Source organism: Ligilactobacillus faecis, assembly GCF_029889745.1.
GTDB lineage: Bacteria > Bacillota > Bacilli > Lactobacillales > Lactobacillaceae > Ligilactobacillus > Ligilactobacillus faecis.
In genome coordinates, this window is sequence record NZ_CP123639.1 from 1,100,201 (window position 1) to 1,114,881 (window position 14,681).

The 14,681-nt window shown below is 39.1% G+C and carries 16 protein-coding genes and 1 pseudogene; 10 read left to right on the plus strand and 7 right to left on the minus strand.

What is annotated here, in order from left to right:
* Window positions 1-354: 354 nt before the first annotated feature.
* Window positions 355-576, minus strand: a complete 222-nt coding sequence (locus QFX10_RS05230; RefSeq protein ID WP_280607146.1) for a hypothetical protein — start codon at window positions 574-576, stop codon at window positions 355-357.
* 208 nt (window positions 577-784) lie between these two features.
* Window positions 785-1,234: an IS200/IS605 family transposase gene (gene tnpA / locus QFX10_RS05235; protein ID WP_280606323.1), complete on the minus strand. Its 450-nt coding sequence runs from the start codon at window positions 1,232-1,234 to the stop codon at window positions 785-787.
* A gap of 74 nt (window positions 1,235-1,308) precedes the next feature.
* On the opposite strand from tnpA, the gene QFX10_RS05240 reads away from it, so the two are divergent.
* Window positions 1,309-2,559 (plus strand): RNA-guided endonuclease InsQ/TnpB family protein, encoded by a 1,251-nt coding sequence (locus tag QFX10_RS05240; RefSeq protein WP_280607147.1) that lies wholly within the window; start codon window positions 1,309-1,311, stop codon window positions 2,557-2,559.
* 160 nt (window positions 2,560-2,719) lie between these two features.
* On the opposite strand, the gene QFX10_RS05245 is transcribed toward QFX10_RS05240, so the two are convergent.
* Window positions 2,720-3,133, minus strand: coding sequence for a hypothetical protein (locus QFX10_RS05245; RefSeq protein WP_280607148.1), 414 nt, complete (start codon window positions 3,131-3,133; stop codon window positions 2,720-2,722).
* 191 nt (window positions 3,134-3,324) lie between these two features.
* On the opposite strand from QFX10_RS05245, the gene QFX10_RS05250 reads away from it, so the two are divergent.
* Entirely contained in the window at window positions 3,325-3,777 is a 453-nt protein-coding gene (locus tag QFX10_RS05250; RefSeq protein WP_280607149.1) for a MarR family winged helix-turn-helix transcriptional regulator, read from the plus strand.
* Window positions 3,774-4,295 carry a GNAT family N-acetyltransferase gene (locus tag QFX10_RS05255; RefSeq protein WP_280607150.1) on the plus strand — a complete coding sequence of 174 codons (522 nt, stop codon included), beginning with the start codon at window positions 3,774-3,776 and terminating at the stop codon, window positions 4,293-4,295. The genes QFX10_RS05250 and QFX10_RS05255 overlap by 4 nt, the downstream gene beginning before the upstream one ends.
* 37 nt (window positions 4,296-4,332) lie before the next feature.
* On the opposite strand, the gene QFX10_RS05260 is transcribed toward QFX10_RS05255, so the two are convergent.
* On the minus strand, window positions 4,333-5,379 hold the full coding sequence (locus tag QFX10_RS05260) for a zinc-binding dehydrogenase (RefSeq protein WP_280607151.1): 1,047 nt from the start codon (window positions 5,377-5,379) through the stop codon (window positions 4,333-4,335).
* 102 nt (window positions 5,380-5,481) lie between these two features.
* Window positions 5,482-6,312, minus strand: a complete 831-nt coding sequence (locus QFX10_RS05265) for a MerR family transcriptional regulator (RefSeq protein WP_280607152.1) — start codon at window positions 6,310-6,312, stop codon at window positions 5,482-5,484.
* 81 nt (window positions 6,313-6,393) lie between these two features.
* On the opposite strand from QFX10_RS05265, the gene QFX10_RS05270 reads away from it, so the two are divergent.
* The 3 genes and pseudogenes from QFX10_RS05270 to QFX10_RS05280 all read left to right on the plus strand — a co-directional run bounded on the left by QFX10_RS05270 (window position 6,394) and on the right by QFX10_RS05280 (window position 8,859).
* Window positions 6,394-7,251 (plus strand): arginase family protein, encoded by an 858-nt coding sequence (locus tag QFX10_RS05270; RefSeq protein ID WP_280607153.1) that lies wholly within the window; start codon window positions 6,394-6,396, stop codon window positions 7,249-7,251.
* Window positions 7,252-7,375: 124 nt separating this feature from the next.
* Window positions 7,376-7,901: pseudogene (locus QFX10_RS05275) on the plus strand (DapH/DapD/GlmU-related protein).
* Between the two features lies 1 nt (window position 7,902).
* Entirely contained in the window at window positions 7,903-8,859 is a 957-nt protein-coding gene (locus tag QFX10_RS05280; protein ID WP_280607154.1) for an alpha/beta hydrolase, read from the plus strand.
* Between the two features lie 44 nt (window positions 8,860-8,903).
* Here QFX10_RS05280 and QFX10_RS05285 read toward each other — a convergent pair whose 3' ends face one another.
* Complete coding sequence (locus QFX10_RS05285; protein WP_280607155.1) at window positions 8,904-10,010, minus strand: vitamin B12 independent methionine synthase; 1,107 nt, start codon at window positions 10,008-10,010, stop codon at window positions 8,904-8,906.
* 365 nt (window positions 10,011-10,375) lie between these two features.
* Here QFX10_RS05285 and QFX10_RS05290 point away from each other — a divergent pair, with 365 nt between their 5' ends.
* The 4 genes from QFX10_RS05290 (at window position 10,376) to QFX10_RS05305 (ending at window position 13,113) form a co-directional block, all read left to right on the plus strand.
* Window positions 10,376-10,504: a hypothetical protein gene (locus tag QFX10_RS05290; protein WP_280607156.1), complete on the plus strand. Its 129-nt coding sequence runs from the start codon at window positions 10,376-10,378 to the stop codon at window positions 10,502-10,504.
* A 37-nt stretch (window positions 10,505-10,541) separates the two neighbouring features.
* Window positions 10,542-11,840 carry a hypothetical protein gene (locus tag QFX10_RS05295; protein ID WP_280607157.1) on the plus strand — a complete coding sequence of 433 codons (1,299 nt, stop codon included), beginning with the start codon at window positions 10,542-10,544 and terminating at the stop codon, window positions 11,838-11,840.
* A 135-nt stretch (window positions 11,841-11,975) separates the two neighbouring features.
* Complete coding sequence (locus QFX10_RS05300; RefSeq protein WP_280607158.1) at window positions 11,976-12,614, plus strand: YfbR-like 5'-deoxynucleotidase; 639 nt, start codon at window positions 11,976-11,978, stop codon at window positions 12,612-12,614.
* Window positions 12,615-12,681: 67 nt separating this feature from the next.
* Complete coding sequence (locus QFX10_RS05305; RefSeq protein WP_280607159.1) at window positions 12,682-13,113, plus strand: nucleoside-diphosphate kinase; 432 nt, start codon at window positions 12,682-12,684, stop codon at window positions 13,111-13,113.
* Between the two features lie 62 nt (window positions 13,114-13,175).
* Here the strand turns inward: QFX10_RS05305 and QFX10_RS05310 are convergent, their stop codons facing one another.
* Window positions 13,176-14,537, minus strand: a complete 1,362-nt coding sequence (locus QFX10_RS05310; RefSeq protein WP_280607160.1) for an ISL3 family transposase — start codon at window positions 14,535-14,537, stop codon at window positions 13,176-13,178.
* Between the last annotated feature and the right edge of the window lie 144 nt (window positions 14,538-14,681).

Here is a 14,681-nt window from a genome sequence, read left to right on the forward strand (position 1 = left end):
TTGGATATTTAATACTGACGAAAAAGTGGGAATTTTAAGCAAACATATCCTACAGAAGGGAGAAGATAGGAAATAAAGCATGTTTAGAAAGGTAAACATGTAAAATATACTTTGATTAAATTTTTACTTCTTTAAATAGAAAATATAAGCAGTGAATAACCATATAAAAGTTTGAGATAGAAATGAAATGATAAATTTCATATGATATATATAAAACATTTTTAAGATACCATTTTTTGTTGTTTATCATGTGTTTATAACCCAGACAATAACTTGAACCATTCTCCAGAAAAGCATACAGTTTTCTACACAAAAAAGCGTGTTCTCAAACGAGAGCCCGCTTTTTTGTGCACATTACGTTATGCTAGCAATAAAATACAAGACTGTGGATAAGGTCATCAACACAAGGCAACTAAAAAGGAAAAGTGATGAACGATCATTTTCCAAAAAGGTCATACCAAGTGTGAGAGCCAGCAAAAGTTCTGGGTGAAAGTTGAAGATCTGCAATAAAAGATGTGTAACAAGAAAAACGATAAACAAGACGATCTGGATCCTTTGTAAGACTTTAAAGCGCATGCTTGTTCCCCCTTTTTATATCAGTGATCGTATTCTAGATCATAGTAGTGGTATAGATGTTGTTTAATATCTGTTTTAATGTGTTATATCATAATTTAAGCAAACATTAAAGGTATTATAGATGCGCTTTGATTTTAATGATCACCAAAATTTTAATGAGATTCAGCCGGAAATCCCGTGACTTTAGTCATGTGATGGATAGGCCCTGTCAAGCTCCGTAAGGGGCTTTTTTCATCTCATTGTATTTTTGATCGTTTATATATTTTTCAACTACTTCTTTACTCATATTACCTAACGTGCTCATGTAGTAACTAGGAGACCATAAATGACCACTCCAGTATCGAGACTGCCGAATTTCCGGGTGTCGACGTAAGAAAATAAAGGCACTTCTGCCTTTGAGCGCTTTGATGGCGCTAGTCGGTGCCTTGCTAGGCGGAAAGCTAATTAAGACATGAACATGGTCAGGCATAACTTCCATTTTCTCGATTACGATTTCGTTATCCTCGGCTACTTGCCATAGGATATCCTTCATTTCGTTTGATAACTCATCAGTAGTAAAAGTTTTATGACGATATTTAGTAACCCAAATTAGATGGAAATGGAAGTTATAGATATATCGTCTGGTATATACTGCGTCTTTGATTTTATCTTTACTCATTTTATTTACCCCTATATTTATTATCATTGACATATGATACAATATCATTATATCAATTAAGGAGGTGAAATTAAATGAAGTCAATGGCAAAAATGCAATATCATTATGGCCTGAAAATGCGTTGCTACCCTAGTGACCAACAAAAGCAGTTGATTAAAATTAACAGTGACGCTAGTCGCTTTATCTATAACGAAATGGTTGCGATCGGTAAGGAACTGATGCAACTTCGCAGAGTTAAGTTACCGATTGACACAGTCCAGGAGCGTATTAAGCAACTAACTATGCGTCAAAACGCTAAACAAATGTCTAATCACTATCAATTTTTAGAAGATAAACGAATTGACAGTTTGGCGAAAGCTAATGCCATTCAGAACTACCGAAAAGCTTGGAATGCCTTTCGGAAGGTTCACACTGCTGGTGTTCCTAAATTTCATCGAAAGAGTTATCGCTGGAGTTATCAAACTAATTGTCAATACCCAGGGCAAAAGACTGCGTTGCTAACTAACGGTACAGTATGTTTTTTAGATAAGCACCATGTTAAAGTGCCTAAAATTGGTCGGTTACGGATTACGGGTTCTCAAGCGCGCCTATTGAAAAGAGCGTGTGAAACTAGAATTGGCACAGTAACTTTGACTAAAGATCCAGCAGATCGCTTTTTCATATCAATGCAACTAGCTTCAGATGAACCTTTTGTTAAAGTGTCCAAGGCTAATCACGGACATATTGGAATTGATCTTAATACTGATAATTTCTTAACCGATAATGAAGGTAACACAGTTCCTAACCCACGATATTATCGTACTATTAAAGGCAAATTAGCCAAAGAACAGCGTATTCTATCTAGACGACAACGCCGTGCCAAGAAAGAACATCGCTCTTTACAGAATAGTAAAAATTACCAAAAGCAACGCTTGTTAGTTGCCAAACTCCATGCCAAAGTAATGAACCAAAGACATAATTTTCTCCAACAAATCTCTACTGCACTAATCAAGAACCACGATTTAGTAGTAGCTGAGGAGTTGCGTAGTAAGAATATGCTCAAGAATCATGCTTTAGCGCTTAGTATTTCTGACGTTGGCTGGCGAACATTTCTCGGCATGTTGGCTTATAAAGCTAAGCTGTATAATCATCAGTTCGTGACTGTCAGCCCGAAAAATACTACTCAAACTTGCAATGATTGTAGTTTTATCATGGGAACTAATAACACCGAGAAACTAACCTTGGCTGATCGTGAATGGACGTGTCCTAATTGCGGTATTCATCATATTCGTGACTGGAATGCCGCTAAGAATATTCTTGATAAGGGAATAGCTAAACTAGCCTAGCTTATCTGTCCCTATGGCAACCTAGGGACATAAAAGGCGTTGGTAATTAGACGACCGCTACTTGATTGCAACTTTGGTTGGTCAAGCAAGTTGTCCCTATCTACGCAAATTGTGGTCTGAAACTCACGAGGATTTTCGGCTCACAAGCCATTGACTTTAGTCAGTGGTGGTTGACTAACGGATAAGTATATGTAGCTTTGGCTTGTGGTGCAGTGTTGAAATTTTGCCACAGACTAGTTTTATGTAAGTCAAAAACGTAAAAAGCTTGTGTTTCGCTAGGACGAGCATAATCAAGATGTCCGTCGTGCATGGGATACGTGGCATCGCGGTGTTTGACGAGATAATTCAAGTTATTTTTTTGAGCAACTTTTGTAATACTTGTGATGATCTGCTGAAATTCTTTTTGGTCGTGAGCGCTGAACGGAACTCTAAAAGGCGTGAAATGCTGGCTTGTTTCAAGTTGCTCCAAAGCCATCGTGACGGATGTCTGATAGTTGCTGTAATAGACAGTGAGTGCGTTAAAGATCAAGCTAAATAAAAAGATCGTAAATAAAAAACAATTTCGCTGTTTCATAAATTTTTCCCCATGAACTTTCCCCAAAGTTTTTGCTCTCAAATTATAGCAAGTCTAAAAGTAAAAATGTGCTTGTAACACAGATATAACGGATAAGTTATCAGTTTGTAATGGATAAAATACTATAATCCCAAAAATAGTTGCATTTGCAACAAAAATAGTTTATAGTCAGATCTAAGGATGTGAGCCAAATGACAGAGATCTTACGTGAGATCGGGATGATCGCGCGGGCGTTAGATTCGATCAGCAACATTGAGTTCAAAGAGCTCGAACTTGCTAAAGGGCAGTATCTTTATTTAGTTCGGATCTACGAGCACCCAGGGATCATCCAAGAAGAGCTCGCTGAACTGCTCAAAGTCGACAAGACAACAGCTTCGCGGGCGTTAAAAAAATTAGTTTCAGCTGGGCTGATCACGCGCGAAAAAACAAAACAAAATCAAAAAAACAAGGCACTATTTGTGACCGAAAAAGGCGCGCGTTTATACGATCTCATCAAACGTGAACACGACCATTCAGAACAAGTCGCACTTTCAGGACTAGATCAGGCTGAGCAAGAGATCTTAGCGCGACTTTTAGTTAAAGTGCGTCAAAATGTTGCAACAGATTGGCGCTTTGTTAAAAAAGGAGGCAAACGAAAGTATTGAAAAAAGATCTACGACAAGTGACTGTTGCAGAAGTGAAAACTTTACAAGCTTTAAGTATCACAACTTTTAGTGAGACTTTTGCAACAACGAATGATCCAAAAGAATTAACACTTTATTTGCAAAAAGCGTATGCGTTAGAGAAATTGACGCGTGAATTACAAGATAAAGACTCTTGTTTTTATTTTGCATATTTAGATGGTGAATTGGCTGGCTATCTAAAGCTCAATGTCAACGAAGCGCAGACCGAGCAAGTTGCGTTAAATGCTCTTGAGATCGAACGGATCTATCTCAAGGCGGACTTTAAGCGCCAAGGATTAGGCCGTTTTTTGTTAGAACATGCGCTAAAGGTCGCAAAAGAAAAGCACTGTTCGACTGTTTGGCTCGGTGTTTGGGAAAAAAACTTTCCAGCATTAGCTTTTTATAAAAAGCTTGGTTTTACTGAGCAAGGTGCGCATTCATTTTTCCTAGGAAATGAAGAGCAGACCGATCTGATCATGGTCAAGCGCTTAGAGAACTAAAAAAAGCCCAAAGTTTTTTAACTTTGAGCTTTTTTAATTATTCTGAAACGATGACCATCGATTTGATCGTCTTACGTTCTTGCATATCTTTATAAGCTTGATCGATCTCGTCTAATTTATACGTGTCAGTAAAGACGCGCCCTGGATCGATATCACCGTCAAGGACGGCTTTTAATAAGAACTTCTTATCGTAAGTCGTAACTGAGGCCGAACCTCCGCCGATCGTGATGTTTTGGGCAAAAGTCGAACCTAACGGACGGTTGTTGTAGTGCGGGACTCCGACATAGCCGACCCGACCACCGTTGTGTAAAACACCAAGCGCTTGATCGATCGAAGCTTCCGTCCCAACACATTCAAGCGCAGCATCAGCTCCACCACCGAGGATCTCACGGACTTTTTTGATCCCTTCAGGGCCACGTTCAGCGACGACCGCAGTGGCCCCTGATTGAAGGGCCATTTCTTGGCGATCTTTGTGGCGACTCATCAAAACGATCTGCGAAGCGCCCCGCATTTTAGCAGCGATCACGGCACATTGCCCAACAGCACCATCACCGATCACGACGACTTTATCGCCTGGTTTGACATCAGCGACACGGGCTGCATGATAACCAGTCGGCATCACATCAGCTAAAGTTAGTAATGATTTGAGCATGCCTTGCGTATAATCGGCTGGTTGTCCTGGGACCTTGACTAACGCCCAGTTACCATAGTGGAAACGCACGTATTCAGATTGGAAACCACTTGACCAGTTGCTATAACCGGGATGGTTATCACAAGTGCCATCAAAACCGGCCCGACAAGCATCACATTGACCACAACCGTGTGTAAAAGGCACGATCACAAAGTCGCCTGGTTTGACAGTCGTGATCGCTGAGCCGATCTCTTCTACGATGCCCAAAGCTTCGTGACCACTATTTTCTGAATGTGCTTCTTTGTTATCTCCGTGTGCATAAGACCAAAGATCTGAACCACAGACACAAGCATAAACGACTTTGATGATCACATCGTCATCAGCTTGGAGTGTTGGTTTAGCAACATCTTCTACGATCATTTGGCCAGCTTTTTCAAAAATTGCTGATCTCATATAAAAAGCCCCTTTCAATTTATTACTTACATTATAAAAGATAGTAAACAATATATCTAATGCTTAATCTTAATAGTTAAACATACCTCAAGTGAATAGTAGTTAGTCTTTGAGCGGAATACGTAATTCAGTTACAAATTTGTTATTAGGTGCCTTTGTATAAGTGAGAGGAAATGAGATCTCTTCAACTTCAACGTCACTTTTTTTATAGTTAGTTTGATATGCGTCTAAAAGCTTTTGGTAATGTTTAAGGTAATCTACTGTTGACCAATTAAACGCAATGCAAAGCATTTTTGTAGATTTGACCTTAACGATCTCAAAGGAATCTGTGATCTCGATTTCACGATAAAGAGGCATGAGTAATTTTGAGTAGACGATCTTTTCTAGGCTAGTATATGTTTTGAGAGGAAAACAAAAGCTGTATTGAAGTGGAGCTACAGCCTGGTTTTTTTCAAGTTGTTTTGTCAAGCTTCTAACTGCTTTGTCAGGAGTATCTAAAGGTGTTAAATTTGTCGTTGGCGTGATAGTTAAGAGTGTTCTCTTAGGTAAAATGCGTTGATAAACTTCGCCGAAAGGACGGCTTTGTAAGAAATCTTGTGTTTTTAGCTGAAATTGTTGGTAATTTAGAGCTTGTTTTAGTTCATAAAGATGGGCGATCTTAGTATCTATCAAACGTGATTGTTCTTGTAAAGCAGAAGAAAGCTCCTGCGCTGGAAGTTTGAGCAGTTCTTTGATCTCTTTTAAAGGTAGTTCTAAGTGACGTAAGTATTTTATGATATCTAAGTAAAAAAGTTGATCGACTGAGTAATAACGGTAATTACTTTGGGGATCAATAAAAGCGGGTGTAAAAAGTTCTAGTTGATCATAATAGCGTAATGTTTGGATCGAAACATTGCTGAGCTTGGACATCTCTCCGATCGATAGATAATTCATTTTTTGACCTCTTTCCACTTGACTCTCTAGTAACTATAAACTTTACAGTATGAGTATATCACAAAGAAATGAGGAACTGATATGAGTACTTTAAGATTGTTGATCCCAGATTGGCAAGGGGGAAATAGACCTGAATATTATTTAGGTGCTAAACTTTTAGCTGCTTTAGCTCCAAAAAGCCAAAAACAAGAACAAGTTGAGATCAAAGTAGCTAGGACAACGACAAAAGTAGAACTTGAAAATGGGGTTCACGCTCAAAGTGCCTTGAGCGAACAAATCAAAAAGACTAAAGAAGTTTTAAATAAAAAGGCGCCTACTAAAGTGATCACTTTAGGTGGAACGTGTTTTATCTCTCAGGCTCCATTTGATTACTTGCATGCTAAATACCAAGAAAAACTAGGTATCATTTGGCTAGATGCACATCCAGATGTATCGACTCCAGAAGATTTCACGAATGAGCATGCGATGGTTTTGGGGAACCTCTTACATGCTGGACATAAAAAGTTAGCTCAACAAGTTGAAGCACCACTTGATCCCAAAAGTATTTTATATGTAGGTCTACAAAAGTTAAATGCTTATGAAGTTGACCGTTTAGCACAATTAGGGATAAAATATCACGATCAAACTGCAGGGGCATTACCGTTAGAGGCTATCCAAGCTTGGATCGATGCGAATGGTTTTACGAAATTAGCGATCCATTTTGACGTCGATGTTTTAGCTCCGACCGATTTCCATTCGCTATACTTTGCAGAGCCAAATGTTAAAGCTTACTCAGCTTCAGCTGGACAGATGAGTTTTGCCGAAGTTAGTGCGCTTTTAAAGATGCTCTCGAGCCAAAATGAAGTTGTTGGTTTGAGCATTGCAGAATATCTTCCGTGGGATGCATTACGATTAAATCAGCTTTTTGAGCAGCTAGATATCTTTCAAGCAGATCGATGAGAAACTTGGTGTCAAAATGGCACCAAGTTTTTTAGTATTTATACGTTTTAGCTATATAATTTCATTACATATAAGTATTTAACATGGCTAATGAAAATTGGTAGGATAAAGACAACAGTTCGAGATGATAACTGCTGATAAATTGACCAATATCACTCAAACAGCTTTAAAAAATCAAGCGCTTTTGCAAAGCTTGAATAGTCGACCAGCATCTCAAGCTGAGATCCGCCAAGTTTTAAGAGAAGTCATCGGGCAAACGATCGATCCTTCAGTTGAGATCCGGTTACCACTTTGCAGTGACTATGGGGCGAATTTAAAATTAGGTAAAGAGATCTTCATCAATAGTGGTGTTATGTTTACTGATCTTTTGGGGATCGAGATCGAAGACCACGTATTGATCGGGCCCAATGTGACCCTTGTTTCAGTGGAGCACCCCCTTGAACCTAAAGAGCGCCGTGGGGTCTGCTTAAAACCAGTTTTGATCAAGCAAAATGCTTGGCTCGGCGCTAATTGCCACGATCTTATCCGGAGTGACGGTCGGCCAAAATGCTGTTGTTGCTGCTGGTGCAGTCGTGACTAAAGATTTTCCTGAAAATACAGTCGTAGCTGGGATTCCAGCACGAGTTAGCAAAGAGATCGGAGGAAATTAAAATGTCATTTGGATATATCACACCCTTAGCTAAAAACGTGACCCGTAAAAAGATCACTTTTAAAAATCGTTATGGTTTAGAATTAGCCGGCGATCTTTATTTTACAAAAACATTAGATGAAACTAAAACTTATCCCGCTTTGATCGTAGGTGCACCGTATGGGGGCGTTAAAGAGCAAGGACCAGCAGTCTACGCTAATGAATTAGCTAAACGTGGCTTTGTTGTCTTGACGTTTGATCAAGCTAATATGGGAGAGTCAGCTGGCAAAGTCAGACGAGCGTCTTCACCAGAACTTTTTGCAGAATCATTTAGTGCAGCGGTTGACTTTTTAGGGGTCGAAGTACCTTTTGTTGAACGCGAAAAGATCGGCGTGATCGGGATCTGTGGTTCAGGTGGTTTTGCTTTAGCAGCCGCTGCCGTCGATCCCCGGATCAAAGCTGTTGCAACAGCTTCAATGTATGACATCACTGATGTCCGGGGCATGCTTGGGTTGAGTGAAACAGAACTTGCCAAGATGAAAGCAGAGTTGGCAAAACAACGTTGGGAAGATTATGCAAATGAGATCCCAGAGTATAAGCCCAGCTTTCCAACGCGTCCGTATCCAGCTGTGGACGCTTTGCCACAAACTGATCCAGTCACTAATGAATGGGATCGTTTCTACGCTGTGCCTCGTGGTTTTCATGCGCATGCACGGGGAAATTTCACGACGACTTCCAGTCTTGCGATGCTACAATTTCCAGCTTTAGCTTATATTGCTGAGATCGCTCCGCGCCCCGTACTCTTTATCGTAGGCGACAAGGCGCATTCACGAGCCTTTTCTAAACGTGCTTATGATCTAGCTAAAGAGCCTAAAGAGATCTACGTTGTAGCTGAAAGTGAGCATATTGATCTTTACGATCGTGTGGATAAGATCCCCTTTGAAAAATTACAGACCTTCTTTACTGAAGCATTCAAATGACCACAAAAAAATGGAAGCTAGTTGGCTTCCATTTTTTGTAATCATTATTCCCAGATCTGTTTAGCTGTTTTGACGACGAGTTCGACTTTTGCCCATTGTTCTTCTTCAGTCAGTTTATTGCCTTCTTCTGTTGAAGCAAAACCACACTGAGTCGAAAGACCGAGATTTTCTAACGGAACGAGCTGAGCAGCTTCAGCGATACGAGCTTTCAGTTTTGCACTGTCTTCTAATTGTGGTGTTTTTGAAGTAACAAGCCCTAAAATGATCTTGACGTTTGGACGTTTGTTCCAGATCTCCTTTAAGGCAGTAAAATCGCCAGAACGTTCATCGTCGTACTCTAAGAACAGTTCGTCATAATGTAATAAGCTCAAATAAGGTGCGATCACGTCGTAACTTCCGCTAAAGAGATAAGTCGACTTGAAGTTGCCACGACAAATATGTGTTGTGACAGTCATATCGGCAGGGACTTTTTCTAACATCTTATTGATGACAAAGACCGAATCTTTCGCTAATGCCAAATATTTATCCCGTTTTTCGCCTGTCGTTTCATTTAATTTGCTGATCAAAAAGGCCCAAGTCGTATCATCAAATTGAAGATAACGACAGCCCAGATCATAAAAATGTTGGATCATTTCGGCATAAGTTTTGGCAAGACCCTTTAAGAAGTCTTCCCAGTTAGCGTAGAAAAGCTCATAGTTTTTACTACGATCATCGCGGAAGAAAAGCGTTGGTGAAGGGATCGTTTCTTTAGCAACGACTCCTTTTGGCACGATGCTTTTCAAATATGCAAATTGTTTAAAGAAGGGGTGGTCGGGATTGCTTGCCAAGCGGCCGCCCAATTCAACGTTGTCAGTGCGTGTTTTTTCACCGTGAAACTTATAACTTTCGTGGCGATCAACATGTTTGACGCCTTTTAAGCCTAAGAGAAAGTCTAAATGCCACCAACTCCGGCCAAATTCACCATCAGTTGCATCTTTTAAGCCAAGTTTAGCTTGTTTTTCAACAACACGTTTGATCTCTTTTTTCAAGATCTCATCGTAATTTGCCTGATCGATCTTATGTGCTAAAAGATCTGCTTTTACGTGTTGCAACTTATTTGGTCGCAAAAAACTACCAACAACGTCATAGTGTGAACTGAATTTTTCACTCATAAATATTGCCCCCTTGAGATCGTGAAGAAATACTTCACGTTACTTTAAGGATAACTCTGATCTTCAACTTAGACAAAGAAAAACAATTTTAAGTTTTGGAGGAAAAATCTTATTGCCACCTAGTTATTTACATAGAGCTGCTGATAAATAGCTATTATATAAAATGTAAACAAATATAACTTTTATCTTCTTAAATTTAGTTAATACTGGCAACACCAGTATTTTTATATCCTAACTTAGACAGGTTTAGGATGTATCTTACTTCACTATATTTCTGTTAGCTGCATTCGGACTTTGCTGTTTTTCGGACGAACATTTCAGCTTTTTTAGAGACTAAAACCGATCCAAGACGTAAGTTGCTTTTTTTGACAGATCGAAGTGCAAAACTTGATCTTTACGCCGCTTATTTGAAAAGCGAACGAGCTGAGTTACAAACTTTGATCGAACGACTTAAAGTTTCCTTACAAAAATGTGCTCTAAAAGGTGTAAGATAGAATTTAGCAGGACAACTGCTAGAAAGAAGTGACTATTGTGAAAAAGAGCTTTGCAGTGAGCGAAGAAGCGCTTGTCAAGCTCTATATTTTATTGCCCAATATAGTGTTTGCTTTTTTGATCGATGTCAAAAAAGACGATGGGACATTACATACAGCGTTACCGTTTATTTTGCTATACTGTTTTCAAAAAATGGGGATCTTTACGCTAGATAGTTTTGGTAAGATCACGAATTACTTGAAAGTTTTACGGGTAGCCTTGAGTTTAGCGTTACTTGGAAGTTGTTTGGCGCTTATAGGTGTAAGTGGACACAAAGAGATCTTGATCGATCTTGGAGCGATCCTTTTAGGGAGTGGGCTTTCGTGTTTACCCCTTTTAGATAAAGAGGCTTTTGGATCTCGTTTGCCTAAGATCAAGCGTTGGGCGCTAGTTTTAACGTTTGTCATTATTGGACTTGTCAGCTTGGCGATCAAGTATCAAGCTAAATTTTTTGAGCTCTTACTATTAGTCGGGTTGCTCGGCGGAGCATGGCTCAATGCTTTTTTAGCTCCGACTTCAAAGGAAAAGATGCTAGACCACCTTACGATCAAATGGCGTTCGTTTGTGCCTGCTGGGACGATCTTTATCTTATATGCGATGATCAGGACTTACCGGCAAACAGCTTTGATCTCGGATTTTGAATGGATGCTGATCTTTTGTGGGATCATCTTGCTCTCGTTTATTTATAAAAATATGTTCAACATTTTTGAGCAGACTTACCAATTTTGGTTAGGGGCTTTGAAAAATTTTCTCGTGATCTATACGCTTTTTTGGCTATTTGTTTTAGGGAAGATGCAAGAGATCATGCTAGCCTTTGTGATCTTGATCGTAAGTGGGCTTTTGGCTAGTCAGATCATACAAAAACTTGCCCCTAAAAAATTATTTGGAGCTGAAGTATGGGCCTATTTAGGAACGCTTATCGGTCTTTTAGGGATGATCTTACCCAAGACATATTTAGTTGGCCTATTTTGTGCTTGTCTTTGTTCAAGCGTAGCAGATAAACTCAACACTCAAGTGGGCGAAAATGTTGATCAGACAGGTAAGGTCAAAACATTAGGAAGTGTTGTGCAACAGATCTTTTTAGGAGCAACGATCGAATTTGTTTCCTTAGTGATGCTGCATAGTCCCCAAGCTTTGATCTATCCGACAGTTTATCACCAAACTAAAGCTAGCTATTATTTACCTGCGATCACTGTGCGAGTGATCTTGATCACAGTATTTATCATCAGTGGGAGCTTGATCTTTTTTAGAAAATATAAACAACAAGTAATACACCAAAAAGAGGCAGGTCATGTGTGACCTACCACTTTTTGGATATTTTCACTATTTGAAATGAGTGTTAGGAAAATGGCTCTTTGGGGATCTGAGCTAAAATTTGCCAAGTAAGGCGAGAAAGTGTTAACATAGACAAAATCAGAAACGGGGGTGTGTTCAATGGGAATGCATGAATATTTAAAGAGCTTAAGTGATCTTGAGATGATCAATCGAGCTCCAGGATATTTTAAATTTGAAGAGCATAATGTGGCCGCACATTCATTCAAAGTGACACAAGCAGCTCAAATGTTAGGGGATATCGAAGAACACGCTGGCCAAGAGATCGACTGGCGCGCGCTTTACGAAAAGGCACTCAATCATGATTATACCGAGCGCTTTATCGGTGATATCAAAACACCAGTCAAGTATGCGACTAAAGAATTACGGACGATGCTAGCTAAAGTCGATGAATCTTTGACGGAAAATTTCATCCAAACAGAACTTCCCGAAGAATTTCGAAAAGCTTATGAAAGACGTTTTGCAGAAGGCAAAGATCAAACACTTGAAGGCAAAATCTTGGCAGTGGCTGATAAGATCGATTTGATGTATGAATCGTTTGGCGAGATCCAAAAAGGAAACCCAGAACCAGTCTATATGGATATTTATTGCTCGAGTTTAAAAGCGATCATGAAATTCAATGATATGGTCAGTGTCCAATACTTTTTACGTAATATTTTGCCAGAACTTTTAAAAGATAATGCAAAAGCTAACGCGCAAAATCAATTAGCGATCATGACGACTCAGATCTTGCAAGGTTAAAGTGATTTTAGTATCTTTTTTTGGCCGGCAGTGGTATCTTAATAGACGTAGATAGGGGGCATGCCACATGGCAGAAGAAAGAACTTTGATCCTCGTTAAACCCGATGGGGTAAAAGGACAACACATCGGTGATATCATCACACGGATCGAACATAAAGGTTACAAGATCGAGGCGTTGAAAGTCATCAATGCAACGTTAGCACAACTCAAAGAGCATTATCATGACAAAGTCGACGCACCATTTTTTCCAGAGTTGACGTCTTATATGCAAGAAGGACCGATAGTTGGGATCATTGCTTCTGGCACAAATATCGTTTCGATCTTACATCGGATGGCAGGGGCAACTAACCCTGGTCAAGCCGATTGGGGGACAGTCCGTGGTGATTATGGGCGTGAGTGGCCTGATGGGAATTTACGTAATGTGATCCATACGTCTGACAGTCCAAGTGAAGCTGAACGTGAGATCGCGATCTGGTTCCCAGAAGAAGTAAATAAATAAAAAAGGCTCTTTGTCAACCACTGTGTAAAGTTAAATTTTTTTAGAAGTTCCATGGAGATGGTCTAGGCTATCTTCATGGAACTTCTTGTATCTTTTCCAAGATAGGTTTGAAGGTAAATGCGTGCTTTTAAATGATCAAAGTTTCTATATCCATAGGCAGTACGTTGTATCTGTTTGATCTTCCGATTGATCCCTTCCAAAGGACCGTTTGTGTAACGTGAATACATTGGATCTAAAGCAGATATGATCGCGTCTAAATTGTCAAAGAACGATAAAAGAACTTTTTCAGATTTAGTAGCTAAGGTACGCTTAATAAGGTACTTTTGATGAACTTCGTTAATACGTTGTTTAAAGATGTCTATTTTGTTTTTAGTTGGAGCGACGATGATCTCTAATAAACGTTGATAGTCCCAGTAAGCTTCATTAAAGGTTTGATCACCAACTTTAAGTCCCAAATTTACTAAGCGCTCTGAAGTAGTCCAAATTTTTAGTGAACGTTCATAAAATTGATGGGTACAATCTAGGTCGTCATAGCGTTTTAAGAATAATTTCCAATTCCGCTTAAATAGTTTGTAGTTTTTAGAGCTGCGTTCAAAGCTATTCATCAAATCAGTTCGCATAGAGTTAAGTGCTCGGTTAAGCATTTGAACTATATGAAAACGATCAATGATGATCTTAGCATTAGGGAATAGAGTTTTAGCAATATCAACGTAGTAAGAGTTTAGATCACAACTGACGGTGCGCACTAACTGTCTGACGGATTCCGGGAATTTCATAAAATACTTGATGATAGTATCTTTAAACCTATTAGGTAAGATAGTTTGGATAACATGATTATCCGAATCAAGGCAAATAAAATGATAGCCATTGTGAGTACCTCTAAATTCATCAAAGCAAAGATGGAGCGGTAAGAAATTGAAGTTATTCCGAAATTCAGAACGAGTATGAGATAACATACGGTTAACTGTTGAAGCAGAAACACCTTCTTCATAAGCGATCGTTTTAGCGGAAATGTCATGTCTTAGTTTAGTGGCAATCTTAGCTCTAAGTGAATAAGAGATCTGACAATTTGGAGGTAGGAGCGTAGTTTTGGCAGAAATAGTTGAATTACAATTGCGACAACGGATACGAGCTGAACGAGCTTGGATAGTAGTTTGATGAGTGGCGTTGACAGCTGGGATCCGAATGAGTCGTTTAGGAGTGTAACCATTACGGTAAAAAGTGGTAAAGCCACAATTATTACAACGAAAGTTCGTTAATTCGTGAGGCAAGAAACTGATAGTAGCTTGAAAAACTTTATAAGAGATACCATTGATCATTTCATCATAAGGTTCATTAGAGAAGTGAAGATGAGGATCACTGATATCAAGACAAGATTTAACTATCGAATCAACAGAATATGTAGTATAATTTAAAGAAGTCATAATGTCACCATACTTTCTAATGATGTTTTCGTGGTTGTATACACAAGAGAAAAAGGTGCCATTATGGCTCTTTTTTTTGTGTAAAAATTTTTATTTACATACCATATCAAAAAAGCTGTGTAATGAACAGATTATCATTACACA

Excerpts from the sequence above, each read along its gene's own strand:
- QFX10_RS05230 (WP_280607146.1), bottom strand. The coding sequence starts at position 576 with ATGCGCTTTAAAGTCTTACAAAGGATCCAGATCGTCTTGTTTATCGTT.
- tnpA (WP_280606323.1), bottom strand. The coding sequence starts at position 1,234 with ATGAGTAAAGATAAAATCAAAGACGCAGTATATACCAGACGATATATC.
- QFX10_RS05240 (WP_280607147.1), top strand. The coding sequence starts at position 1,309 with ATGAAGTCAATGGCAAAAATGCAATATCATTATGGCCTGAAAATGCGT.
- QFX10_RS05245 (WP_280607148.1), bottom strand. The coding sequence starts at position 3,133 with ATGAAACAGCGAAATTGTTTTTTATTTACGATCTTTTTATTTAGCTTG.
- QFX10_RS05250 (WP_280607149.1), top strand. The coding sequence starts at position 3,325 with ATGACAGAGATCTTACGTGAGATCGGGATGATCGCGCGGGCGTTAGAT.
- QFX10_RS05260 (WP_280607151.1), bottom strand. The coding sequence starts at position 5,379 with ATGAGATCAGCAATTTTTGAAAAAGCTGGCCAAATGATCGTAGAAGAT.
- QFX10_RS05265 (WP_280607152.1), bottom strand. The coding sequence starts at position 6,312 with ATGAATTATCTATCGATCGGAGAGATGTCCAAGCTCAGCAATGTTTCG.
- QFX10_RS05270 (WP_280607153.1), top strand. The coding sequence starts at position 6,394 with ATGAGTACTTTAAGATTGTTGATCCCAGATTGGCAAGGGGGAAATAGA.
- QFX10_RS05280 (WP_280607154.1), top strand. The coding sequence starts at position 7,903 with ATGTCATTTGGATATATCACACCCTTAGCTAAAAACGTGACCCGTAAA.
- QFX10_RS05285 (WP_280607155.1), bottom strand. The coding sequence starts at position 10,010 with ATGAGTGAAAAATTCAGTTCACACTATGACGTTGTTGGTAGTTTTTTG.
- QFX10_RS05300 (WP_280607158.1), top strand. The coding sequence starts at position 11,976 with ATGGGAATGCATGAATATTTAAAGAGCTTAAGTGATCTTGAGATGATC.
- QFX10_RS05305 (WP_280607159.1), top strand. The coding sequence starts at position 12,682 with ATGGCAGAAGAAAGAACTTTGATCCTCGTTAAACCCGATGGGGTAAAA.
- QFX10_RS05310 (WP_280607160.1), bottom strand. The coding sequence starts at position 14,537 with ATGACTTCTTTAAATTATACTACATATTCTGTTGATTCGATAGTTAAA.